The sequence below is a fragment of the Sulfitobacter sp. SK025 genome (genome assembly GCF_003352105.1).
In the GTDB taxonomy this organism is placed as follows: Bacteria; Pseudomonadota; Alphaproteobacteria; order Rhodobacterales; family Rhodobacteraceae; genus Sulfitobacter; species Sulfitobacter pontiacus.
The window spans coordinates 118,942-140,279 of the sequence record NZ_CP025808.1 but is presented as its reverse complement, the minus strand read 5'-3'; the positions used below and the strand labels follow the sequence as shown (position 1 = coordinate 140,279).

The 21,338-nt window shown below is 61.1% G+C and carries 23 protein-coding genes; 11 read left to right on the top strand and 12 right to left on the bottom strand.

The features are described from left to right. Nucleotides 1-84: 84 nt before the first annotated feature. The 4 genes from C1J04_RS00630 (at nucleotide 85) to C1J04_RS00615 (ending at nucleotide 6,418) form a co-directional block, all read left to right on the top strand. Nucleotides 85-1,413: an amidase gene (locus tag C1J04_RS00630; RefSeq protein ID WP_037953976.1), complete on the top strand. Its 1,329-nt coding sequence runs from the start codon at nucleotides 85-87 to the stop codon at nucleotides 1,411-1,413. A 109-nt stretch (nucleotides 1,414-1,522) separates the two neighbouring features. Next, complete coding sequence (locus C1J04_RS00625) at nucleotides 1,523-2,704, top strand: aminotransferase class I/II-fold pyridoxal phosphate-dependent enzyme (RefSeq protein WP_009825504.1); 1,182 nt, start codon at nucleotides 1,523-1,525, stop codon at nucleotides 2,702-2,704. A gap of 17 nt (nucleotides 2,705-2,721) precedes the next feature. After that, nucleotides 2,722-5,643, top strand: coding sequence for a DNA translocase FtsK (locus C1J04_RS00620; RefSeq protein ID WP_009825503.1), 2,922 nt, complete (start codon nucleotides 2,722-2,724; stop codon nucleotides 5,641-5,643). Between the two features lie 172 nt (nucleotides 5,644-5,815). After that, nucleotides 5,816-6,418 carry a LolA family protein gene (locus tag C1J04_RS00615; RefSeq protein WP_005850339.1) on the top strand — a complete coding sequence of 201 codons (603 nt, stop codon included), beginning with the start codon at nucleotides 5,816-5,818 and terminating at the stop codon, nucleotides 6,416-6,418. A 57-nt stretch (nucleotides 6,419-6,475) separates the two neighbouring features. On the opposite strand, the gene C1J04_RS00610 is transcribed toward C1J04_RS00615, so the two are convergent. Then, on the bottom strand, nucleotides 6,476-7,066 hold the full coding sequence (locus C1J04_RS00610; RefSeq protein ID WP_174226590.1) for a transglycosylase SLT domain-containing protein: 591 nt from the start codon (nucleotides 7,064-7,066) through the stop codon (nucleotides 6,476-6,478). 71 nt (nucleotides 7,067-7,137) lie between these two features. Next, entirely contained in the window at nucleotides 7,138-8,019 is an 882-nt protein-coding gene (locus C1J04_RS00605; protein WP_009825499.1) for an AEC family transporter, read from the bottom strand. 84 nt (nucleotides 8,020-8,103) lie between these two features. Between C1J04_RS00605 and hspQ the strand changes: the two genes are divergently transcribed. Beyond that, on the top strand, nucleotides 8,104-8,430 hold the full coding sequence (hspQ, locus tag C1J04_RS00600; protein ID WP_005850331.1) for a heat shock protein HspQ: 327 nt from the start codon (nucleotides 8,104-8,106) through the stop codon (nucleotides 8,428-8,430). A 36-nt stretch (nucleotides 8,431-8,466) separates the two neighbouring features. Here the strand turns inward: hspQ and C1J04_RS00595 are convergent, their stop codons facing one another. The 3 genes from C1J04_RS00595 to C1J04_RS00585 form a co-directional block, all read right to left on the bottom strand. Then, entirely contained in the window at nucleotides 8,467-10,044 is a 1,578-nt protein-coding gene (locus C1J04_RS00595) for a gamma-glutamyltransferase family protein (RefSeq protein WP_037953973.1), read from the bottom strand. A 325-nt stretch (nucleotides 10,045-10,369) separates the two neighbouring features. Further along, on the bottom strand, nucleotides 10,370-10,849 hold the full coding sequence (locus tag C1J04_RS00590) for an ATP-binding protein (protein ID WP_009825495.1): 480 nt from the start codon (nucleotides 10,847-10,849) through the stop codon (nucleotides 10,370-10,372). Beyond that, nucleotides 10,846-11,187 carry an STAS domain-containing protein gene (locus tag C1J04_RS00585; RefSeq protein WP_009825494.1) on the bottom strand — a complete coding sequence of 114 codons (342 nt, stop codon included), beginning with the start codon at nucleotides 11,185-11,187 and terminating at the stop codon, nucleotides 10,846-10,848. The genes C1J04_RS00590 and C1J04_RS00585 overlap by 4 nt, the downstream gene beginning before the upstream one ends. Before the next feature lie 87 nt (nucleotides 11,188-11,274). Here C1J04_RS00585 and C1J04_RS00580 point away from each other — a divergent pair, with 87 nt between their 5' ends. The 4 genes from C1J04_RS00580 to rarD all read left to right on the top strand — a co-directional run bounded on the left by C1J04_RS00580 (nucleotide 11,275) and on the right by rarD (nucleotide 14,670). After that, a complete protein-coding gene (locus tag C1J04_RS00580; protein ID WP_037953970.1) occupies nucleotides 11,275-12,447 on the top strand; it encodes a thiolase family protein in 1,173 nt (390 codons plus the stop codon). Nucleotides 12,448-12,523: 76 nt separating this feature from the next. Beyond that, on the top strand, nucleotides 12,524-12,979 hold the full coding sequence (locus C1J04_RS00575) for a GAF domain-containing protein (protein WP_037953968.1): 456 nt from the start codon (nucleotides 12,524-12,526) through the stop codon (nucleotides 12,977-12,979). Nucleotides 12,980-13,014: 35 nt separating this feature from the next. Next, nucleotides 13,015-13,638: a LysE family translocator gene (locus C1J04_RS00570; RefSeq protein WP_009825491.1), complete on the top strand. Its 624-nt coding sequence runs from the start codon at nucleotides 13,015-13,017 to the stop codon at nucleotides 13,636-13,638. Between the two features lie 105 nt (nucleotides 13,639-13,743). Beyond that, entirely contained in the window at nucleotides 13,744-14,670 is a 927-nt protein-coding gene (gene rarD / locus C1J04_RS00565; protein ID WP_009825490.1) for an EamA family transporter RarD, read from the top strand. Between the two features lie 56 nt (nucleotides 14,671-14,726). Here the strand turns inward: rarD and C1J04_RS00560 are convergent, their stop codons facing one another. Continuing rightward, nucleotides 14,727-15,137, bottom strand: coding sequence for a nuclear transport factor 2 family protein (locus C1J04_RS00560; protein WP_009825489.1), 411 nt, complete (start codon nucleotides 15,135-15,137; stop codon nucleotides 14,727-14,729). Between the two features lie 59 nt (nucleotides 15,138-15,196). On the opposite strand from C1J04_RS00560, the gene C1J04_RS00555 reads away from it, so the two are divergent. Next, nucleotides 15,197-15,844 (top strand): RluA family pseudouridine synthase, encoded by a 648-nt coding sequence (locus C1J04_RS00555; RefSeq protein WP_005850315.1) that lies wholly within the window; start codon nucleotides 15,197-15,199, stop codon nucleotides 15,842-15,844. A gap of 75 nt (nucleotides 15,845-15,919) precedes the next feature. On the opposite strand, the gene C1J04_RS00550 is transcribed toward C1J04_RS00555, so the two are convergent. After that, on the bottom strand, nucleotides 15,920-17,359 hold the full coding sequence (locus C1J04_RS00550) for an aldehyde dehydrogenase family protein (RefSeq protein ID WP_005850313.1): 1,440 nt from the start codon (nucleotides 17,357-17,359) through the stop codon (nucleotides 15,920-15,922). A 165-nt stretch (nucleotides 17,360-17,524) separates the two neighbouring features. Here C1J04_RS00550 and C1J04_RS00545 point away from each other — a divergent pair, with 165 nt between their 5' ends. Continuing rightward, on the top strand, nucleotides 17,525-18,178 hold the full coding sequence (locus tag C1J04_RS00545; protein ID WP_037942750.1) for a peroxiredoxin: 654 nt from the start codon (nucleotides 17,525-17,527) through the stop codon (nucleotides 18,176-18,178). Between the two features lie 10 nt (nucleotides 18,179-18,188). Here the strand turns inward: C1J04_RS00545 and C1J04_RS00540 are convergent, their stop codons facing one another. From C1J04_RS00540 to C1J04_RS19670, 5 genes are read right to left on the bottom strand one after another with little or no spacing between them, the layout of a single operon-like run. Next, the gene (locus C1J04_RS00540; protein WP_009825487.1) at nucleotides 18,189-18,905 is read right to left on the bottom strand and encodes a glycosyltransferase family 25 protein; all 717 of its coding nucleotides are present in this window, start codon (nucleotides 18,903-18,905) and stop codon (nucleotides 18,189-18,191) included. Nucleotides 18,906-18,948: 43 nt separating this feature from the next. Beyond that, nucleotides 18,949-19,749 (bottom strand): substrate-binding domain-containing protein, encoded by an 801-nt coding sequence (locus C1J04_RS00535; RefSeq protein ID WP_009825486.1) that lies wholly within the window; start codon nucleotides 19,747-19,749, stop codon nucleotides 18,949-18,951. Further along, nucleotides 19,746-20,462, bottom strand: a complete 717-nt coding sequence (locus C1J04_RS00530) for an energy-coupling factor ABC transporter ATP-binding protein (RefSeq protein WP_009825485.1) — start codon at nucleotides 20,460-20,462, stop codon at nucleotides 19,746-19,748. Before C1J04_RS00530 ends, C1J04_RS00535 begins: the two co-directional genes overlap by 4 nt. Further along, nucleotides 20,456-21,160 carry an ABC transporter permease gene (locus tag C1J04_RS00525; RefSeq protein WP_005850303.1) on the bottom strand — a complete coding sequence of 235 codons (705 nt, stop codon included), beginning with the start codon at nucleotides 21,158-21,160 and terminating at the stop codon, nucleotides 20,456-20,458. Before C1J04_RS00525 ends, C1J04_RS00530 begins: the two co-directional genes overlap by 7 nt. A gap of 40 nt (nucleotides 21,161-21,200) precedes the next feature. Next, nucleotides 21,201-21,332, bottom strand: coding sequence for a hypothetical protein (locus tag C1J04_RS19670; protein ID WP_005850301.1), 132 nt, complete (start codon nucleotides 21,330-21,332; stop codon nucleotides 21,201-21,203). Nucleotides 21,333-21,338 lie beyond the last annotated feature (6 nt).

Sequence of the window (21,338 nt, the reverse complement as noted above, 5' to 3'; positions counted from 1 at the left end):
TAGATATGGGCGTGCAGCAGGGATTGTCCATGCGCGCTGGCGTCGCTACCGTCCCTTTTCCAAAGCATTATTCGAGGAAGCAACATGCAAGAGTGGTTAACCATGACAGCCGCAGATCTGGGACGGGGCATCGGGGACGGCCAGATCGACCCTGTTGTGCTGTGTCAGACCTATCTTGACGCGATCGACGCCCACCCCCTGCGGGATCGTATCTATGCCCGCGTGACCGCCGACCGGGCCCTGGCCGAGGCCGGAGCCGCGCGGGATCGCGCGCGCGCGGGGCAGCGTTTGTCGCCACTGGACGGGGTGCCGATCAGCTGGAAAGACCTGTTCGACACCGCCGGGATCGCGACAGAGGCGGGCAGCGCCCTGCTGAAAGACCGCGTGCCGGACCGCGACGCGCGCGTGTTGGCGAATGCCACCGCGATGGGGTTGGTCTGTCTGGGCAAGACCCATATGAGCGAGCTGGCGTTTTCGGGGCTCGGGTATAACCCCAGCACCGCCACTCCCCCTTGCGTGAACGATGAAGCTGCCGTGTCGGGCGGGTCGTCGTCCGGGGCTGCGGCTTCTGTCGCTTTCGGTCTGGCGGCGGCGGCGATCGGGTCGGATACCGGCGGATCGGTGCGGGTGCCTGCCGCGTGGAACGATCTTGTGGGGCTGAAAACCACCTCGGGCCGTGTGTCGCTTGAGGGGGCCGTGCCGCTGGCGGCCAAGTTCGACACGGTGGGCCCGCTTTGCCGCTCGGTCGAGGATGCGAGCCTGTTGCTGGCGCTCACCGAAGGGTCCAAGCCGATGGACATGGGCAGCACCGACATCGAAGGGCGTCGCTTTGCGATCCTGCGAACTGTGGCGTTCGACGATATTGAAGACGCCCCCGCGGCGGCTTTCGACGATGCCGTCGCGCGGCTAAAGGAGGCCGGCGCGGTGATCGAGGACATCGATTTCGAGCCAATTAAAGAGGCGATGCCGCTGAGCGGGTGCCTTTACACCGCCGAAGCCTACGGCCTGTGGCGCGACGTGATCGAGGCGAACCCGGATGCGATGTATGGCGAAATCCTTGAAAGGTTCCGTCTGGGTAAATCCCACTCCGGCCCTGATTATGTGGCGGCCTGGGCCAAGATTGACCAGATCCGCGCGGCCTATGTGAAAGCTGTGGCGGGCTATGACGCGGTGCTGATCCCCACCGCACCGCTGTTACCCCCCAAACTGGACCGGCTGGAAACCGAGCATGACTATTACGTCTCTGCCAACCTTATGACCCTGCGCAACACGCGTATCGGGAATCTTATGGGGCTGGCGGCGGTGACCCTGCCCACGGGCACCCCATCCTGCGGGATCATGCTGATGGGCCAGCCCTTTGGCGAAGAGCACCTGCTGCGCATTGCCGCAGCCGCCGAAGACGCATTGGCCTAAATGACACAAACCTTGCCCTGCGTCCTGCAATGTCTGGACGCGGGGCAAGCCCTTGGGTACTCTGGAACAAACGGGGCGTGAATGATCCCGAACCCGAGGCAGTGAAATGATGTACCCCGAGCGGTTTTCGAACCTTCCGGCCCACGCGTGGCCGCGCCTGCGCGCATTGCTTGATGCGCATGAAGGCGGTGGCACGCCGATCCACATGACGATTGGCGAGCCGAAACATGCTTTTCCGGCATGGGTCACCGATGTGATTGCCGAAAATGCTGCCGGATTTAACAGCTACCCGGCCAACGACGGCACGCCCCGGTTACGCGGCGCGATTGCCGGATGGATCAACCGACGCTACGGTGTGAATGTGGATGCGGACACGCAGGTGATGCCGCTGAACGGCACCCGCGAAGGGCTGTATAACGCCGTCATGGCCACCTGTCCCGAGACGAAGAATGGCCGCAAGCCCGCCATTCTGATGCCGAACCCGTTCTATCAGGTCTATATGATCGCCGCGATTTCCGGTGCCGCTGATCCGGTGATGGTGCCTGCCACGCGCGAAACAGGGCATTTGCCCGATTTTGCCAGCCTGCCCGAAGATGTGCTGAACCGGACCACCGCGGCCTATATCTGCTCGCCCGCCAACCCGCAGGGGGCCGTGGCCACCCGTGCGTATTGGACCGATCTGATCGCGCTGGCAGAAAAATACGATTTCAAGATTTTCGCGGATGAATGCTATTCAGAGATCTACCGCGACACGCCGCCCGTCGGGGCGCTACAAGTCGCGCAAGAGGTCGGGGCCGATCCGGATCGTGTGGTGATTTTCCATTCGCTGTCGAAACGGTCGAACCTGCCCGGGCTGCGGTCCGGCTTTGTCGCGTCGGGTGCCAATACCATGCGCGAGATCAAGCAGCTGCGGAACTATGCCGGTGCTCCGCTGCCGTTGCCGTTGCAAGCGGCGTCGGCTGCGGTCTGGGACGACGAAGCCCATGTGGCCGAGAACCGCGCGCTTTACATCGAGAAGTACGAGGTCGCCGACCGTATTCTCGGCAACGTCCCCGGGTACCAAAGCCCCGAGGCAGGGTTCTTTTTGTGGTTGCCGGTGGAAGATGACGAAGCTGCGGCGCTGAAACTCTGGCGTGAAACCGGCGTGCGGGTGCTGCCGGGCGGCTATCTGGCGCAAAGCGTGAACGGCGAAAACCCCGGGAAACAATATATTCGGGTGGCGATGGTCGCCCCAAAAGAAGAGACAACGCGCGGGATCGAAGCGATCCGCCGCTGTCTCTATCCAGAATAAGACGAGGGATCAGAGCAATGGCATATCAGACACGTGGGCGCGACCCTTTGCTAGACACCAACATGGCCGAAGCGATCGAAAAACGCGGCAAGGAACTGCTGGGCCTCGGGCTGATCGCCCTGGGCCTTATGGCCGCCATGATGATCGGCAGCTACACCCCTGACGATCCCAACTTTATGGTGTCCACCGATGCGCCGGTGCAGAACTGGCTGGGGCGCATGGGCGCGTCGCTGGCCGCGCCTTTGTTCATGATCGTGGGCTGGGGCGCTTGGTCTGTCGCGGCAATCCTTCTGGCCTGGGGCGCACGCTTTGCCCTGCACCGCGGCGAGGAACGCGCCGTGGGCCGTTTGATCTTTGCCCCGATTGCTGTCGCCTTGTGTTCGATCTACGGGGCAACGCTGACGCCGGATGCGGCTTGGCTGCAAACCCATAGCTTTGGTCTGGGCGGGCTTTTTGGCGACACGGTCATGGGCGTGATCCTGACCGTCCTGCCGATCGGGTCGACCTTTACGATCAAGCTGATGTCGCTTTTGATGGGCGTGGCGATCCTTGCCTTTGGTGCCTTTGTTGTCGGCTTCACCCGACTTGAACTGCAACGTCTGTTCCGCTTCATGCTGGTCGGGCTGATCATGGCTTATGCCGGTTTGATGACCCTTCTGGGGCGGGGGGCGTCGGGGGCGGTTGCCGCCGCGCAGGGCATTCAGGCCCGCCAGCTTGAACGCCGTGAACGCAACCGGATCGAGGCCGAGGAGAACGCGCAATTCGCGGCCAGCCAAGGATACTATGACGACGAACTGACCTATAGCGACGCGCCTGCACCTGCGCCAAAAACCGGCCTGCTGTCGAAGATGCCGACGCTGGTCAAACGCGCCGACCCGCTGCCCGAACCTGAATTGGTCGAAACATGGGCTGAACCCGAGCTGGACGAAGCCCCCAGCAGCGACCGTATCAAATCCAAGATCGCCGATGTGATCAAAAGCCGCGTGCGCACCGGCGGGGCTGTGCATACGGCCACCACCGCCCCCTTGACCCGTGGTCGCGGGCGTGGCCCTGACCCGCTTCTGCTGGATACCACCGCCCGTGGTGCCCGCCGCGAAGAGCCGCCATTGACCGGTGCGCCGGCCCCCTCCCCTACTCGGGCGGAGCCGCCTTTAACCGCAAGCCGTGCACCTTTGGTCGCGGAGCGCCCCGTGCTCGAGCTTACCCCCTCCGAACCGGATCACGACGCGGATATGGCGGTTCTGGATGATGAACCAATGACCGACAGCCACCTGCCACTGCAAGAGGCAGAGCGGGAACCGGCCATGCAGATCCCCGTGGCTCAGCCGCGCAAGGTGGTGCAGCCGCAGATGCGCAAGCCGGTGCAGCCCAGCAAACAGGCTCAGGCCGAGGCACAGCCTGCGTTGACCTTTGAGGACACGCACCCCGGATTTGAACTGCCGCCGCTGAACCTGCTGGAAAGCCCGGATAATGTCGAACGCCTGCACCTGAGCGACGACGCGCTGGAAGAGAACGCGCGCATGCTGGAAAACGTGCTGGATGATTATGGCGTAAAGGGTGAAATCGTCGCCGTCCGTCCGGGCCCCGTTGTCACCATGTACGAGCTGGAACCGGCACCGGGCCTCAAGGCGAGCCGTGTGATCGGTCTGGCGGACGATATCGCGCGCTCTATGGCGGCACTGTCGGCGCGTGTGTCCACCGTGCCGGGGCGCAGCGTGATTGGCATCGAACTACCTAACGAGAACCGCGAGAAAGTCGTGCTGCGTGAAATCCTCGCTGCGCGTGATTTCGGCGACAGCACCATGCGCCTGCCGCTGGCCTTGGGCAAAGACATTGGCGGTGACCCTGTGGTCGCGAACCTTGCCAAGATGCCTCACCTGCTGATCGCGGGGACCACTGGTTCGGGTAAATCCGTTGCGATCAACACAATGATCCTGTCGCTGCTGTACAAGCTGACGCCGGAAGAATGCCGGATGATCATGATCGACCCCAAGATGCTGGAACTGTCGGTCTATGACGGCATCCCGCATCTGCTGTCCCCCGTTGTGACCGACCCGAAAAAGGCCGTTGTCGCGCTGAAGTGGACCGTGGGCGAGATGGAAGAGCGCTATCGCAAGATGTCCAAGATGGGCGTGCGCAACATCGAAGGCTATAACGGTCGTGTCCGCGAGGCCCTGGCCAAGGGAGAGATGTTCAGCCGCACCGTCCAGACCGGCTTTGACGAAGATACGGGCGAGCCGATCTTTGAGACGGATGAATTCAAGCCCGAAGCGCTGCCCTATATCGTCGTGATCGTGGATGAGATGGCCGACCTGATGATGGTCGCGGGCAAAGAGATCGAAGCCTGCATCCAGCGTCTGGCGCAGATGGCGCGGGCCTCGGGTATTCACCTGATCATGGCGACACAGCGTCCTTCGGTCGATGTCATCACCGGCACGATCAAGGCGAACTTCCCGACGCGGATTTCCTTCCAGGTGACCTCGAAAATCGACAGCCGTACGATCCTGGGCGAGATGGGGGCCGAGCAGCTCCTTGGCATGGGTGACATGCTCTATATGGCGGGCGGATCCAAGATCGTGCGCTGCCACGGTCCCTTTGTCAGCGACGAAGAGGTCGAAGAGATCGTGAACCACCTCAAGGCCTATGGTGAACCTGATTATGTGTCGGGTGTGGTCGAAGGGCCATCCGATGACCAAGAAGGGAACATCGACGCGGTTCTGGGTCTGGGCGGCAATACCGACAGCGAAGACGCGCAATATGACACGGCTGTGGCGATCGTTGCAAAAGACCGCAAATGTTCGACATCCTACATCCAGCGGAAGCTGGGCATCGGCTATAACAAAGCCGCGCGTCTGGTCGAACAGATGGAGGACGCGGGCCTTGTTTCGCCCGCCAACCACGTGGGCAAGCGCGAGATCCTGATACCAGAGCAGGGGTAGCGCGCAAAAATAATCGGAACGTCATTGCGGCGCCGGGGGTTGGCTTGGGAACAGGCCAGCCCCTTTTGCATTTCGGGCGTGTTAGGCGATATCCTGCTGCGTGATATCGTATATCATGACGCGAAGCCCTATGTCGAAGGCAAGGCACTGGAATAAGAATAGGAAGACTATGATGCGTTTTGTTACAACCACCGTTCTGGCCATTGGTCTGGGGTTGGCAGCTGTGATGCCCGCCGCCGCCGACAAACTGCCGCTGAACGCGATTTCCGGCTATCTTAACGATCTGAAAACCGCCAAGGGCGAATTCACCCAGATCAACGACGACGGCTCGATCAGCACCGGCACGATCTACATCAAACGTCCGGGCAAAGTGCGCTTTGAATACAACGCACCGGATTCGGGGATTGTCGTGGCGGGCAGCAATACGGTTGTGATCTACGACAAGAAATCCAACCAACCGGCAGAGACATACCCGCTGTCCAAAACGCCGCTGTCGATCATTCTGGCCGCGAATGTGAACCTTGGTCAGGCCAAGATGGTGACGGGGCATAACTATGACGGCACCGCGACCACTGTGCGCGCCCAAGACCCCGCGCATCCTGAATATGGCAATATCGAGCTGAAGTTCACCGGCAACCCGGTCGAGCTGCGCCAGTGGATCATCAACGACGGCAACGGCACCAAGACCACCGTGGTTCTGGGCGACCTGCAGAAGGGCGGCAGCCTGCCCAACAAACTGTTTGACGTCGGCAGCCCCGGTCAGGTGAACCGCTAAGGAAAAAGGGCCCCGAACATGCGTTCGGGGCCCTTTCTTTATCCGGTGTTGGTCAGCTTACCAACGTGACAGGCGACACCCTGCAATCTGCTGCTGATACATATCGGAGCGCGCACGCACCTTGCGGGCCACGGCGACCAGCCAAGGTTTCGAATTATAGCTTTGGCGCGCATAGCCTGTGTTGCCTTCATGATAGGCCAGATACTGGTTCTCCGCGTCGTGCAGGGGAATGCCATTCTTGTCGCGGCTCTTGTTCATGTACCACCCCATGAAATCCGACGCGTCGTTGATCCGGTCGCGCTTGGCGCGGAAACCGCCAGCTTCGGCCAGATATTCATCCCATGTCGCATCAAGCGCTTGGCTGTAGCCAAAGGCGCTGGACTGGCGGCCCATGGGGATCACACCGATAACATAGCGGAACGGCGTACGGGCGTCCGCGATGAATTTGCTTTCCTGATGGATCGTGGCCATCTGCACATGGACAGGCACGCCCCAACGGCGTTCAGCTGCACGGAATGCACGGTAATATTCTGGGCGCTCTTTGAGAATCGCACATGCGTTATCAAGGTCTCGTGGGGCACTGGTCGGACCGCCACTACATGATGCCAAAAGCACAGCAATTATCAGGGCGCAAAAGGTTCTGCTCATCGGCCTCTCGCTTTTATCGTGTTTTTATTACATTTAGTTTATCAGATTGCCCTGCCGACGCCCACCAGAAATTACAGCAGAAACCCCAGCATAAGCGGTAAAGCGGCAACCGATAGCACGGTAGAGACGACAACCAGCCCCGCGACAGACTGCGCATCCGCACCGTATTTCTCTGCCAGCAGGTAGGATGTCACCGCCACCGGTGTGGCGACCTGCAAGACCAGCACGCCAAACGCGATTTTATCAAGGTCAAAGAACCAGCCCGCCAAGGCGGCGATACCGATGCAGATCGCAAGCTTGATCAGCGACAACACCACCGCGCGCCCGATCCCGCCGGGGGACAGCCGTGCCACGGCAACGCCCAATGTGATCAGCATAATCGGGATCGCCATCTGACCCAGCAGGGACAGCGTGTTGGTCAGAAACATCGGCGTTTCCCAGCCTTGAACCAGAAACAATGCGCCCAATGCCGTGCCCCAGACCAGCGGTTCACGGATGACTTTCCCGAACGAGCCAGAGCCCGCGACCAGCCAGATGCCAAAGGTGAACGACCAGATGGCCATAATGGCAAAGACCACAACGGCATAACCCAACCCCGTGTCGCCAAAGGCAAAAAGCGCGAGCGGCAGACCCAGATTGCCGGTATTCCCGAAAATCATCGGGGCCAGATACGTCCGACGGTTCAACCCGAACACGCGCACGATCACCGCAGCCAGCAGCGTCACCCCGCCATAGGCCGCCACTGTCGCCAGTGACAAAGCGCTCAGCGCGGCGGGGTCGATCTGCGTTGTCATCAGCGACACGAAAATCAGACAGGGCACCGATAGGGTCATCGCCAGCTGGGTCACAAACTGGATGCGATACTCGAACCCCAGCTTTACCCAGGCAAAGCCGATCCCCGCGAGCAGGAACACAGGAGCCACAATTTCAAGCACTGTCAGGGCGAGGTTCACAAACTGTTTCCTTGGTTGCGCGTCGCAGGATTGGACAAAAGCCCCTTGAAGGGACTACGAACGAACGGTAGGTGCACCGATGTTATGATAAGAACGCGCGCGAAATACCACTTGGGCCAGATCGTCCGGCACAAAAAACATCCCTTCCGAGGGGTGATTTTTGACGTGGACCCCGAATTTGCCAATACCGAAGAATGGTATGAGGCTATTCCGGAAGACAGCCGCCCCGAGAAAGACCAGCCCTATTATCACCTGCTGGCCGAAAACGAACAAAGCTATTACGTGGCCTATGTGTCCGAGCAGAACCTCGTGGCCGATTACTCGGGCGAACCTGTGGACCATCCCGATATCCCCGATCTCTTCGGTCCGTTCACCGATGGGGCCTATCCGCTGCACTTCCAGCTGAACTGAGGCAAAGCGCGGGTGACCCGCGCCCTGCATCCTTGTTCAATAGCCCAGGGCACACCCATCCTTGCGTGCGTCGCTCGCCCCCTCCAGCAAACCGGTGTCATGCAGCTGGATCGCCTGCGCGCCGCCGATGGCTGTGGCCGGAATTTCGACCTTATGCCCCATCTCGGCCAGCTCGGCACGGACCGCATCGCTATAGCCGCGTTCGACCTTGAGGATGCCATTGTCGGAAAACGCGCGGGGGGCGTCGATGGCGGCCTGAGGGTCTAGCCCGAAATCCGTCAGGTTAGAGACAAACCGCGCGTGGCCATTGGGCTGGTAGGCCCCGCCCATCACGCCAAACGGCATGATCACCTTACCGTCGCGTTTGATCATCCCCGGAATGATCGTATGCATCGGCCGCTTGCCGCCCTTCAGCTCGTTCGCGTGCCCTTGGTCAAGGGTGAAACCAGCACCGCGGTTTTGCAGCAGGATACCGAATTTATCCGACGCGATGCCGGACCCGAAACCGTGGAAGATCGAATAGATCAACGACACGGACATCCCATCCTTGTCCACCACGGTGATATAGATCGTATCCTTATGCACCGCCTCTGACAGGGCGACGGGGTCGGTCATGGCTTTCTTCGGGTTGATCAACGCCGCCAGCTCCCGCGCCGTTTCGGGCGCAAGCATATGGGCCAGACGTGCGGTGTGGTCCGGGTCCGCCAGAAAACGATTGCGCGCATCATACGCCAGCTTGGCGGTTTCCGCCTCGATATGCACACGCTCCGCGCCCCAAGGATCCATGGATGCAATGTCGAAATGCGACAGCATGTTCATCATCAACAGTGCCGTCGCCCCCTGACCGTTCGGCGCATGTTCCAGCACCTCAACGCCCTGATAGCTGGAGGCAAGGGGCTCACCCGGGGTGCAAGCGGTGGCGGCGAAATCCTCTGCCGTGTGCTTGCCCCCCATCGCATTGAGAGAGGCGACGATATCTTCGGCCACTTCGCCGGTATAGAAGGCATCGCGCCCGTCCTTGGCGATCCGACGCAGGACTTCGGCCTGACCGGGGGCGCGGAAGATGTCGCCGGTCTTTGGGGCCTTGCCGCCGGTCAGATAGAAATCGCGTGCGGCCCCCTGCAAGGTGCCCGCATCATTGCCCCAATCAAAGGCGACACGTGCCGCCACGGGCACGCCTTCTTCGGCATAGCGGATCGCTGGGGCAAGAATTGTGTCCAGACCCATGGTGCCGATGGTGTCGGACAGGTGGCAAAACGCGTCGATCGCGCCGGGAATGGTCACGGCATGGGCGCTGCGCAGCGGTACCGTCTTTTCACCAGCGTCGCGCAAATGGGCGGCGTCCAACGCAGCAGGGGCGCGGCCCGATCCGTTCAGCGCGTGCACCTCGTCGCTGCCCGCTGGCGAATACAGCACAAAGCAATCCCCGCCGATCCCCGTCATCTGCGGCTCGCAAATCCCCAGCAGCACGGCACCGGCAATCGCGGCATCCATCGCGTTGCCGCCCCGCTCAAGAATATCGACAGCGGTCTTTGCGGCCAAAGGATGGGACGTGGCACACATGCCATTGCTCGCCAGAACGGGGGATCGTCCGGGAAGGTGAAAGTCGCGCATGTCATTGGCCTCAGGTTGCTGTCATCGGCCTGAACGTAGCGCGGTGCAGGACGGGCGGGCAATCACTAAAGGGGAGTTGGGCACTGCAAGGGGGATTGGGCACAGCAAATGTGCCTCGGCGTTGCGTACTGGGTGGGGGCTATTAAAACGCAACGCCGAGGGAAGCCATATGCAGCTACAGAACCGACGTTGCCCGCAAAGCTGGGCGGAATTATGAAACCTTTGAGGCGCTATTGCGAAGCGTTGCTTCAAGCTGCCCCAAAGGTGACCAACACTTAACCCTCGGCCGCAAAGGCCCCCCTAGTGGCGGCCCCCCAAACCCAGCTTATCCCGCGGCAAGCGGAATGCGCAGCGCCAGCAGGTTCATATCACCGGTGCGCGAATATTCCAGCTCGCAGCTCAGCAACCGGATCAGGCTCCAGCCGAATCCCCCTTCGGGCAGTTCGTCAGCAAGTTTCAGCACATCGAATGCTTCACCCGGGGGTAGGGTGAAGCCCGGCATCGGTTTGCCCAGATCGGTGATGCGAAACCGCAAGTCATCAGGCGCATAGGCCCCGCGCACCCCGATTAACCCCGCTTGGGGCAATCCGGCATAGGCGTGCTCGACCACGTTATTCAACGTCTCGGCCAGCACCAGTTCCACAATCTCGAGGTTCTCTTCCAATAGCCCCCGATCGGCCAGTTCTGTGCGGATATGTCCAAGGGCCGCGCGTACCGCATCGGCAGAGGCTTCCAACGTCACCTCGAACCCATAGGGGGTATCCGGCTGACCGACTGTGCCTTCGTTCCGGTTCGGGGCGCTCATGCGGGCACCTGCGCGGCCAATGCGGCGTCCAATGAGGGGAAAAGGGGAAAAACGCTGTCCATCCGCGTCAATCGGAACACCCGATCAACCGAGGGCGTCAGCCCCGCCAGCGTCAGGCTGCGGTCCGGCAACAGAAGTTTCAACGTCGCCACTACCGCGCCAAGCCCGCTGGAATCAATAAAGTTCACCTGCCCCAGATCCAGAATAACCACAGGTGGCCCATCTTCGATCATATCCCGCATGGCTTCTTTAAAGGCGCGGGCAACGGCGGCATCAATACGGTCTTCCATCACGGATATGATTTGCAGCTGCCCTTCTGTTCTGGTCGAGAGTTTCATATGGTCATCTCCAAGGTGTCCCGGACGCCAGAAGACATAGCGCCGATACCTTACCAAAAGATGATCATTTCCCGGGGAGGGGACGAAATGGAAAAAGTCGTGATAGCAGGGGCTGCGCGGACGCCGATGGGCGGGTTTCAGGGGGCTTTTGCCGATCTGACCGCGGCCGATCTGGGGGGGCATGCGATCAAGGCGGCGCTGGACGGTGCCGGCACCGATACCGTGGACGAGGTGCTGATGGGCTGTGTGTTGCCCGCAGGGCAGGGCCAGGCTCCCGCGCGTCAGGCCGGCTTCAAGGCAGGTCTGGGCGAAGAGGTGCCGGCGACAACGCTGAACAAGATGTGCGGCTCGGGGATGAAGGCGGCGATGATCGCCTTCGACCAGATCGCCTTGGGTCAGACCGATACCATGATCGCCGGCGGGATGGAAAGCATGACAAACGCGCCCTATGTGCTGCCGAAAATGCGGGGCGGCGCGCGGTTGGGGCACGGTCAGGTGATCGATCACATGTTCCTCGACGGGTTGGAAGACGCCTATGACAAGGGCCGCCTGATGGGCACCTTTGCCGAAGACTGCGCCGAGACATTTCAATTCACCCGCGCCGTGCAGGATGACTATGCGCTGGCCTCCCTGTCCCGCGCGCTCGACGCGCAAAGCAGCGGCGCGTTCGATGGCGAGATCGCAGCGGTTGATCTGAAATCGCGTAAAGGGTCGGTCACCATCTCGGCGGATGAACAGCCCGGCAACGCACGGCCCGAGAAGATCCCCGAACTCAAACCCGCCTTCCGCGAGGGCGGCACAGTCACGGCGGCGAATGCGTCTTCCATCTCGGACGGGGCGGCGGCATTGGTGCTGGCATCTGAAACAGCAGCCAAATCCCAAGGGTTGAATGTCCGCGCGCATATCCTCGGCCACGCCAGTCACGCGCAGGCACCGGGGCTTTTCACCACCGCGCCCGTACCGGCGGCGCAGAAACTGCTGGATCGGTTGGGCTGGCAGAAAGACGACGTGGATCTGTGGGAAGTGAACGAGGCCTTTGCCGTCGTGCCACTGGCCTTCATGCATGAAATGGGGCTGTCCCATGACATCGTGAACGTGAACGGCGGTGCCTGTGCGCTTGGCCACCCCATCGGGGCTTCTGGCGCACGTATTATCGTGACCCTGCTGAACGCACTGGAAAAGCGCGGGCTGAAACGGGGTATCGCGGCGATCTGCATTGGCGGCGGTGAAGGCACCGCGATTGCGATCGAACGTCCCTGATTTTCCAAATGGATTAAATCCTCGGGGGTCGGGGGGCAGACAGCCCCCCGGTCCGACAGTAACAAAAGGCAATTTTATGCGCGTTGACTATCCTACCCTCTCCAAAACCCTCCACGCCTTGACCGACGGCGAAACCGACAGCGTCGCGCTGATGGCCACCGTCACCTGCGAGGTGCACCACGCCGACGACCGCTTTGACTGGACGGGGTTCTACCGTGTGACCGCGCCAGAGCTGCTTAAGATCGGGCCCTATCAGGGCGGGCATGGCTGTCTTGTGATCCCCTTCGCGCGTGGCGTTTGCGGTGCTGCCGCGCGCACCGGCGAAACGCAGCTGGTTGCGGATGTGGATGCCTTTCCGGGCCACATCGCCTGCGCGTCCTCCACGCGGTCTGAACTGGTCCTGCCCGTCTGGAACGGGGCCGGAGAGCTGCTGGGTGTCTTTGATATCGACAGCAACCAGCCCGCCGCGTTTGACCAGACCGACGCCGACGAACTCGCCGCGATTCTGAAATCTGTTTTCGCAAACGTCTAGGCCGGTGATCCTGCCCGTTGATCAAAGGAAATGTCATGAGCTTTGACGCTTGGCTCGTGTTTGCCCTGTTCTGGGTGGTGTTTGTCACCACGCCGGGGCCGAACGCGGTGAACTGTATCAGCAACGGGATGAACCTGGGCTTTGCGCGGGCGATGGTCGGGGTGCTGGCGATCCTGACGCAGGCCTCGCTGTTTCTGGCGCTGTCAGCGATTGGCGTGACGGCGCTGCTGACGGCCTCGGCCACGGGGTTCTTTGTGGCCAAGATGATCGGGGCAGGGTTTCTGATCTATCTGGGCGTGCGCGGGCTGGTCATGGCGGGCAAGCCTGTGGTGATGGAGGATCGCCCCGCCGCGTCGGTCTATTGGCGTGCCTTTGCGATTGCGACGATCAACCCGAAATCGGTCGCCGGATATCTTGCGGCCTTCAGCCAGTTCGTGCAGCCGGATGTCCCGATCTGGGACCAGATGATCGTGATCGTGCCGACGGCGCTGACCCTGACCGCGGCCAGCTATACCGGGTTTACGGCGCTTGGGGCGGGGCTGGGGCGGGCGGCCTTGGGGGCGGTGTTCAACGTCTGGTTCCGCCGCGTGATGGCGGTCAGCTTTATCATCTACGGGGTGCTGTTGGGCAGCGCGCATACGCCGATGCCTAAGGGGTGATCACGGGCTGATCCCGCGCGCCTGTGGGGCAAGTGCCCTTGGGTCAGTCTTTCCCTCTGGTCCCTGCGGTCCTGCGGGCGTAAGCAGACCCCAAGGAGACACGATATGCGCAACCCAGATACCCTATCCAACACCCAGCCCGCCCCGCCCGAGGACACGCCCCAAGGGCTTGCCTTTGCGATCGGGGCCTATGGTCTTTGGGGGTTTCTGCCGCTGTACATGAAGGCCATCGCCCATATTCCCGCGGCAGAGATTGTCGTGCATCGGGTAGTCTGGTCAGTGCCCGTGGGCGCATTGGTGCTGATCCTTCTGGGGCGCACCGCCACCCTGCGCGAGGCGTTCCGGTCGCCGCGTACCTTGGCGATGGGCTGTGTCACGGCGACGCTGATCTCGGTCAACTGGGGCATCTACATCTGGGCGGTGAACTCGGGTCATGCGCTGGACGCGGCCTTGGGGTATTACATCAACCCGTTGTTCAGCATCCTGCTGGGGGCGCTGCTGCTGGGAGAACGTCTGTCGAGACTTCAGCTTGCGGCAATCGGGCTCGCAGCCGTCGCTGTCGCGATCCTGACGCTTGATTCCGGTCGCTTTCCTTGGGTCGCGCTGAGCCTGACGCTCACCTTCGGGCTGTATGCGCTGGCGAAAAAGCGGCTGCCGATCGGGCCAAACCAGGGTTTCCTGCTTGAGGTCCTGATCCTGCTCGCCCCCGCGCTGGCCTATCTGGTTTACCTGATCATGACGGGGCAAAACCACTTTGGTCAGGGCGTGCCCTTCAATACGTGGATGCTGGTGGGCTGCGGCGTGGTCACGGCGGTGCCGCTGATCTTTTACGCCAACGGAGCCAAGCGGCTGCGGCTGTCGACCATCGGCATCTTGCAGTATATCGCGCCGACGATGATCTTCCTTTGCGCAGTGCTGGTCTTCGACGAACCCTTTGGGCGGGCGCGCATGATTGCCTTTCCGCTGATCTGGGGGGCGCTGGTGATCTATTCGATTTCACTGTTCCGGCAGATGCGGCACAAACCGGCTTGATCAGGTGCTAGGAGGGGCGCAGACATGTTGCGCCCCTCGATCCTTATATCATTCGCTCAGGACAGCGCGTCCTTGAAGGCGAGGAAGCTGGGGTCTTTCATCACCCGTGCGTTCATCGCCTCGCGTAGGGCTCCGATGGATTTATAGGGGCGCATCACCACCTCGAATTTGGCGATCAGACCGTCGTCACCCAGGGTGATCAGATCGACGCCAACGGCATCCAAATCCCCGATCTTGCACTGGAACTCCAGCGCCCAATCTGTCCCTTCCCCCATGATCCGGCGGTATTTGAAATCGCTAAAGACATTGCCGACGTGTCCCAGGACCGCTGCCACAGGGGCGCGGCCGGTCCAGGTCTTGTAATATGTCGGCGGCATGAAGGTGACGTCTTCCGCCAGCAACGGGGCGATCTTTTCCGAATCCCCCTTGGCGACAACATCAATCATCGTGGTAATAGTAGGATGCATTCCGGGTCCTTTGGTACAGATTGGCTTGAAAACCTACCCTAACTCTGAGACGGACACTTATGGAAACAGAATATAATCCGCCCCAAGATCCGCTGGTTGTCCTGCATGAAGACGCCGAAGTGTTGCTGGTCGACAAGCCCGCGGGCTTGCTGTCGGTGCCAGGCAAGGGGCCGCATCTGGCCGATTGTCTCATCGCGCGGGTGCAGGACGCATTTCCGGACGCGCTGCTGGTGCATCGTCTGGATCGGGACACCTCGGGCGTGATGATCTTTGCGCTGACGCCCCATGCGCAGCGCCATCTGGGATTGCAGTTTGAAAAGCGGATGACGCGCAAGACCTATGTCGCGCGGGTCTGGGGGGTACCGCAGGAAAAGACCGGCACCATTGATCTGCCGCTGATCGTGGATTGGCCGAACCGCCCGCGCCAGATGGTCTGCCATGAAACGGGTAAACCCGCACAAACAGACTGGCGTGTGCTGAAAGACGAAGGCGACACCGCGCGGGTGCGCCTTAGCCCCAAGACAGGGCGCAGCCATCAGCTGAGGGTGCATATGCTGAGCCTCGGCCATCCGATTCTGGGGGACCCGTTTTACGCCACTGGGCCCGCGTTGGCGTATCCGCGCCTGATGCTCCATTCAGAGGAGTTGCGGTTCAACCATCCTCAGGGCGGACATTCGACCAAGATCCGCGCCAAGGCACCGTTCTAAACGCCATAGGGCGCAGACGAAAAAGGCCACCCCGCAGGGTGGCCTTGGTGTTTGTGGGGGATGCCGAGGGGCTGCTTATTCAGCGGCCCAACCCGAGACGGCCTTGATCTCGGTAAAGTCCTCGATCCCGTACATGCCACCCTCGCGGCCATTGCCCGACTGCTTCATGCCGCCAAAGGGCGACCCTGCGGCGCGGCTTTGGCCGTTCATCTCGACCATGCCCGACCGCAGCTGACGCGCCAGACGGTTGCGACGCTCGCCATCTTGCGACTGGACATAGTTGGTCAGGCCGTAAACCGTGTCATTGGCGATCTGGACCGCTTGCTCTTCGCTGTCGAACTTCATGATCGACAGAACCGGCCCAAAGATTTCCTCGCGCGCGATGGTCATGTCTGGGGTCACGTCTGCAAAGACAGTGGGTTTGACAAAGAACCCGCGGTTCAAGCCGTCGGGACGTCCGGTGCCGCCCGCAACCAAACGCGCACCTTCGTCGATGCCCTTCTGGATCAGGTCCTGAATCTTGTTGAACTGCGATTCATTGACCACGGGGCCGATATGACGCCCATCTTCGGAGGCAGGACCAACGGTAACCTGCGACGCCACAGCGCCTGCTTCTTCGACGGCTTTGTCATAGACATCCGACTGCACCAGCATACGGCTGGGGGCGTTACACGACTGGCCGGTGTTGTTCATCATGTGCAGCACGCCGCGTTTGACAGCCTTGTCATCCGCATCGTTGAAGATGATGTTCGCGCCTTTGCCACCCAGTTCAAGGTGGACCTTTTTCAGCGTATCCGCCGCCGCTTTCGAGATCAGCGTGCCCGCGCGGGTGGAGCCGGTGAAGCTGATCATGTCGATGTCTTTATGCGACGACATCTGGCTGCCGACACCGACGCCATCGCCGTTCACAAGGTTGAACACCCCTTTGGGGAAGCCTGCCTCGTCAATCAACTCGGCAAAGATCATCGCGTCCAGCGGGCTTTCCTCGGAAGGTTTCAGCACCATCGTGCAGCCCGATACAATCGCCGCGCCGACCTTGAGCGTGATCTGGTTCATCGGCCAGTTCCACGGCGTGATCAGACCGGCAACGCCCACGGCTTCGCGGATGATCCGGTCATTCGGGGCGTGATCGCCAAGCGGCTGTTCGAATTTGAACTCTTTCGCGGCCTTGATGAAGTTGCTCAGGTGATAAGAGCCGGCACCAACCTGCGACGTGCGGGCCAGATCCATCGGCGCACCCATGGCCGTGCTCATCGCTTTGGCCAGATCCTCGGCGCGGGCCTGATAGACCTCTAGCAGCTTTTCCAGCAGGGCGATGCGTTCCGCCGGAGGCGTCGCCATCCAGCCGGGCAGGGCGGCCTTGGCGGCGGCAACCGCGGCATCGGTATCCGCCTGATCCCCAAGCGAGATGACCGCGCAGGGCTCCTCTGTGGTGGGGTCGATCACGTGATAGTCATTCGGCTTGGCGGGGGATACCCATTCACCGTTGATGTAAAACTCGCGCTTCTCCAGCATGGGAAAACTCCTTTTGTCATGCGGTGCCGGGGACGTTTCCCCCAGCCTGTTGCGCGTACCATGTCACCACATCTGGAGACCCGCAAGTGAGGGGGTGAAACCGGCAGCGCAACGTCTTACATAAGTGGAGAACGACAAACCGAAACCATGAAGCCGGAGAATATTATGTCCTTGCGCATCAACGATACCATCCCCGATCTGACTGTCGAAACCGATCAGGGCACGATCAGCCTGCACGACTGGGTGGGCGACAGCTGGGCGATCCTTTTTTCGCACCCAAAGGATTTCACGCCGGTCTGCACCACGGAATTCGGTGCAGTCGCACAGCTTGCCGACGAATGGGAAAAGCGCGGCACCAAGGTGATGGGCATTTCCGTGGACGGTGTTGAAGAGCACAAGAAATGGAAAGGCGATATCGAGACCTTCGCCGGTGCCAAAGCGGGCTTTCCGATCATCGCGGATAACGACCTGACCGTTGCCAAAGCCTTCGACATGCTGCCCGCCGACGCCTATATGCCCGATGGCCGCACCCCCAACGACAGCGCCACAGTCCGCGCCGTGTTCATCATCGGGCCGGACAAGCAGCTGAAGCTGTCGATGACCTACCCGATGACCGTGGGCCGCAACTTTGCCGAGGTTCTGCGCGCGCTGGACGGGCTGCAAACCTCGACCGGAAAGGGCGTGGCGACACCGGCGAACTGGAATGTCGGCGACGACGTAATCATCCCCGCAACCCTGTCGGACGATGACGCCAAGGCGAAGTTCGGCGACTTCAACAAGATCCTGCCCTACCTGCGCACCACCAAAGCGCCCAGCTAAGGGCCGGATCTCAGGCTTTCTGAGGTCGCAATTTAACCTGCGTGCGATACCACGCCCGCTTTAATTCCCGCATCAGCTTGCCGCTGGTGCGGGTTTTTTGCTGGATGGTTGACCCGCCGATCTGATTGGCGATTTCGCTTAGCCCATTGGGAAGCAGGGCGTGGAGCTTTTGCCCCGTCACCCAATGCATCTGCAGCCATGTATCGACAGGGCGGTCAATCTGGGTCGATCCGTCAAGCAAACGCTGCGCGGCATCACGCCCCACCACCTGACAGCAACACTGCAAGCCGATCCGCTTGGGCAGGATCAACGCCATATCGCCGTCACGCGCCACGACATCTGCGGGCAGCTCTCGCATCTTGGGCGGCAGGCGCAGGTACATATCGGGCGTCATATTCTGGTGGATAAGCTGCAACGCGCGGTCCAGCTCTGGCCGCGACACGGCGAGGTCATCCTCGACAATCATCGCGTAATCCCAGCCCTGATCGACGATCATCTGCCAGCATTTGCGATGGCTTTGAAAGACGCCGATCTCGGCCGGTGTCAGGGCGAAGGGATAGGACGGGCTGTGCAGGTTGCCAGAGTGGATGCGCACATCTGCGACCTGCGTAGGGTCGCGGCCATTCACCGCTTCGACGACCTGCGCATCGGGCAGATCCTGCAGCAACCGCGCGACATTGGCGTGCCGCGCGGTGCTGGTGGACATATGGATGATCAATGATTTCATACGGTTTGATACCGCGCTTGGTGACGTTCTCAAACCGTTTAAATCACTGCTCGGCGTTAAAGGTGAACAGCTTTTCGCCGTTGATCGTATAGCTGTCGATCAGGTCTTTGGCGCGGTCGCCGACCAGCCAGTCTTCCAACTGGGCCGCGGCATCTTTGTTTACATGCGCATGCTTTTTGGGGTTCACCGGAATATAGGCATATTGGTTGAACAGCACTGGATCGCCTGCAAAGAGGATTGCCAGATCGGCCTTGTTGTCAAAGTTCAACCAGCTTGCACGGTCGGACATGATATAGGCCCCCATCCCTGCAGCGGTGTTGAGGCTCGCGCCCATGCCCGCGCCAACAGCTTTGTACCATTCACCGAATGTCGCGGGGTCCAGATCAGCACCGGCCCAAAGCGAGAGTTCTTTCTTGTGGGTGCCGCTATCGTCGCCACGGCTCACGAAAGGGGCCTCGGCGGCTTCGATCTTGACCAGCGCGTCCTTCGCAGCCTCTGCGTCTTTGATCGCGGCGGGGTCGTCATTTGGGCCGATCAGGACGAAATCATTATACATGATCTCGCGGCGGTGGGTGCCATAGCCGTCGGCGACAAAGGCCTCTTCGGCTTTCTTGGAGTGTACCAGAATGGCATCGACGTCGCCTGCTTCGCCCAAGCGCAAGGCTTGACCGGTGCCGACGATCAGCAGTTGCACGTCAAGGTCGAGATCTTCTTTGATGGCGGGCAGCAGAACGTCGGACAGACCAGAGTTGTTGAAGGACGTGGTGACAGCCATTTTCATGGTGTCCGCCTGCGCAGCCGTGGTGCCAAGTGCTAGAACAAGAGCGGTAATCAAGGATCTCATATCAAAATATCTCCATTCAGGAACGATTTGAATTCCGGGGTCTGCGGGGCGTCAAACGCATCGGGCGCCGGGCCAGCCTCGTGAATACGACCTTTAAACAGAAACAATATTTCAGTTGCAAGGCGCCGCGCCTGACCCAGATCATGGGTCGCCATCACGATGCGCGTCCCTGACTGATGGGCAGACTGTAGCAGCGACTCTATATCCTTGACGGAGCGGCCATCCAGATTGGCGCAGGGCTCATCCAGCAGCAGCATCTCGGGGGTGCGGATCAAGGCGCGGGCCAGGGCGAGCTTTTGTTTCTCGCCACCGGACAACCCCGTCGCGGGGCGGTCCAGTGCGGGCGTCAGGCCGATGCGAGCCGCCCAAGCCTCTACCGCTTTGTTCACCTGCGCCTTGGGCTGGCCAAGTATCGCCAGCGGATAGCCCAGATTGGCGCGCACCGACCGGCGCAGCATCACGGGGCTTTGGAAGACATAGGCCTGTCGCATCCGCGCAAGGTCATCGGGCACGGCCCATGTGACCGCGCCCGTCGACAGCCGTTCAAGCCCGTGCAGCGCCTTGAGGAATGTCGTCTTGCCCGCGCCATTGGGGCCTAGCAGGATCGTGAAGCCGGTTTTGCCAAGGGTCAGGTCCACGGGGCCCAGCAATCGCTTGCCGCGGCGGGTGACGCTGACGTCGCGCATATGGGCGGGCAGCAGGGGGGTCACCATCTGCCCTCTCTTTCTGTGCGCGACAGGGCGTGGATGATCAGGTTCACACTCAGCGCCAGCGCGATCAGCACAAAGCCCAGCCCAAGCGCCAGTGCGAAATCACCCTTGCCGGTTTCCAGCGCGATGGCGGTGGTCAACACGCGGGTGGCGTGGTCGATGTTGCCGCCCACAATCATGATCGCGCCGACCTCGCCGATGGCGCGGCCAAAGCCTGCCAGCGCCGCCGTCAACAAGGCCCGCCGGCCGTCCGAGATCAGCGTCAGGATGCGCCGCGTCGGGGTGGTGTTCAGCGAGATCAGCAGATCGTGGTATTCGGCCCAAAGATCACGCATCGCCTGATGGGTGATAGAGGCGATGAGCGGCGTGATAATGATCACCTGCGCAATGATCATCGCCGTGGGCGTGAACAGCAGCCCCAGCACCCCGAAGGGACCGGCGCGCGACAGCAGCAGATAGACGATCAACCCCACCACGACGGGCGGTAATCCCATGAGTGAGTTCAGCACCGCAATCGCGGTACGGCGGAAGCGGAAACGGCGGATGGCGAGCCATGTGCCGAAGGGCAGCGCGATGGCCGAGGCAATGACCAGCGCCGTAAGGCTGACCTGCAACGACCTGAGCGTAATCTCGATCAGGTCGGGATCGCCGGTAACAACCAGCCAGAACGCAGAAGAAAGGCCCGCCCAGATATCATTCATCGGGCGGGCCGTCGGAGTTTGCTATGCATAGGATGCGGTCTTAGTCGCCCAGCCGGACATTGCGATCAGACGAGGTCTGCTCGGCCGCGGAGAACCCTGCGTTGTCCAACGCAAAGTTCATGCCCGCAGCAAGAATGACCAAGGCGACGATGGCAGTGATAAAAGCTTTCATTCCGTA

What these genes read in the sequence shown, in the direction of transcription:
- C1J04_RS00630 (WP_037953976.1), top strand. Translation starts at nt 85, where the DNA reads ATGCAAGAGTGGTTAACCATGACAGCCGCAGATCTGGGACGGGGCATC.
- C1J04_RS00625 (WP_009825504.1), top strand. Translation starts at nt 1,523, where the DNA reads ATGTACCCCGAGCGGTTTTCGAACCTTCCGGCCCACGCGTGGCCGCGC.
- C1J04_RS00620 (WP_009825503.1), top strand. Translation starts at nt 2,722, where the DNA reads ATGGCATATCAGACACGTGGGCGCGACCCTTTGCTAGACACCAACATG.
- C1J04_RS00615 (WP_005850339.1), top strand. Translation starts at nt 5,816, where the DNA reads ATGCGTTTTGTTACAACCACCGTTCTGGCCATTGGTCTGGGGTTGGCA.
- C1J04_RS00610 (WP_174226590.1), bottom strand. Translation starts at nt 7,066, where the DNA reads ATGAGCAGAACCTTTTGCGCCCTGATAATTGCTGTGCTTTTGGCATCA.
- hspQ (WP_005850331.1), top strand. Translation starts at nt 8,104, where the DNA reads ATGATAAGAACGCGCGCGAAATACCACTTGGGCCAGATCGTCCGGCAC.
- C1J04_RS00595 (WP_037953973.1), bottom strand. Translation starts at nt 10,044, where the DNA reads ATGCGCGACTTTCACCTTCCCGGACGATCCCCCGTTCTGGCGAGCAAT.
- C1J04_RS00590 (WP_009825495.1), bottom strand. Translation starts at nt 10,849, where the DNA reads ATGAGCGCCCCGAACCGGAACGAAGGCACAGTCGGTCAGCCGGATACC.
- C1J04_RS00585 (WP_009825494.1), bottom strand. Translation starts at nt 11,187, where the DNA reads ATGAAACTCTCGACCAGAACAGAAGGGCAGCTGCAAATCATATCCGTG.
- C1J04_RS00580 (WP_037953970.1), top strand. Translation starts at nt 11,275, where the DNA reads ATGGAAAAAGTCGTGATAGCAGGGGCTGCGCGGACGCCGATGGGCGGG.
- C1J04_RS00575 (WP_037953968.1), top strand. Translation starts at nt 12,524, where the DNA reads ATGCGCGTTGACTATCCTACCCTCTCCAAAACCCTCCACGCCTTGACC.
- C1J04_RS00570 (WP_009825491.1), top strand. Translation starts at nt 13,015, where the DNA reads ATGAGCTTTGACGCTTGGCTCGTGTTTGCCCTGTTCTGGGTGGTGTTT.
- rarD (WP_009825490.1), top strand. Translation starts at nt 13,744, where the DNA reads ATGCGCAACCCAGATACCCTATCCAACACCCAGCCCGCCCCGCCCGAG.
- C1J04_RS00560 (WP_009825489.1), bottom strand. Translation starts at nt 15,137, where the DNA reads ATGCATCCTACTATTACCACGATGATTGATGTTGTCGCCAAGGGGGAT.
- C1J04_RS00555 (WP_005850315.1), top strand. Translation starts at nt 15,197, where the DNA reads ATGGAAACAGAATATAATCCGCCCCAAGATCCGCTGGTTGTCCTGCAT.
- C1J04_RS00550 (WP_005850313.1), bottom strand. Translation starts at nt 17,359, where the DNA reads ATGCTGGAGAAGCGCGAGTTTTACATCAACGGTGAATGGGTATCCCCC.
- C1J04_RS00545 (WP_037942750.1), top strand. Translation starts at nt 17,525, where the DNA reads ATGTCCTTGCGCATCAACGATACCATCCCCGATCTGACTGTCGAAACC.
- C1J04_RS00540 (WP_009825487.1), bottom strand. Translation starts at nt 18,905, where the DNA reads ATGAAATCATTGATCATCCATATGTCCACCAGCACCGCGCGGCACGCC.
- C1J04_RS00535 (WP_009825486.1), bottom strand. Translation starts at nt 19,749, where the DNA reads ATGAGATCCTTGATTACCGCTCTTGTTCTAGCACTTGGCACCACGGCT.
- C1J04_RS00530 (WP_009825485.1), bottom strand. Translation starts at nt 20,462, where the DNA reads ATGGTGACCCCCCTGCTGCCCGCCCATATGCGCGACGTCAGCGTCACC.
- C1J04_RS00525 (WP_005850303.1), bottom strand. Translation starts at nt 21,160, where the DNA reads ATGAATGATATCTGGGCGGGCCTTTCTTCTGCGTTCTGGCTGGTTGTT.
- C1J04_RS19670 (WP_005850301.1), bottom strand. Translation starts at nt 21,332, where the DNA reads ATGAAAGCTTTTATCACTGCCATCGTCGCCTTGGTCATTCTTGCTGCG.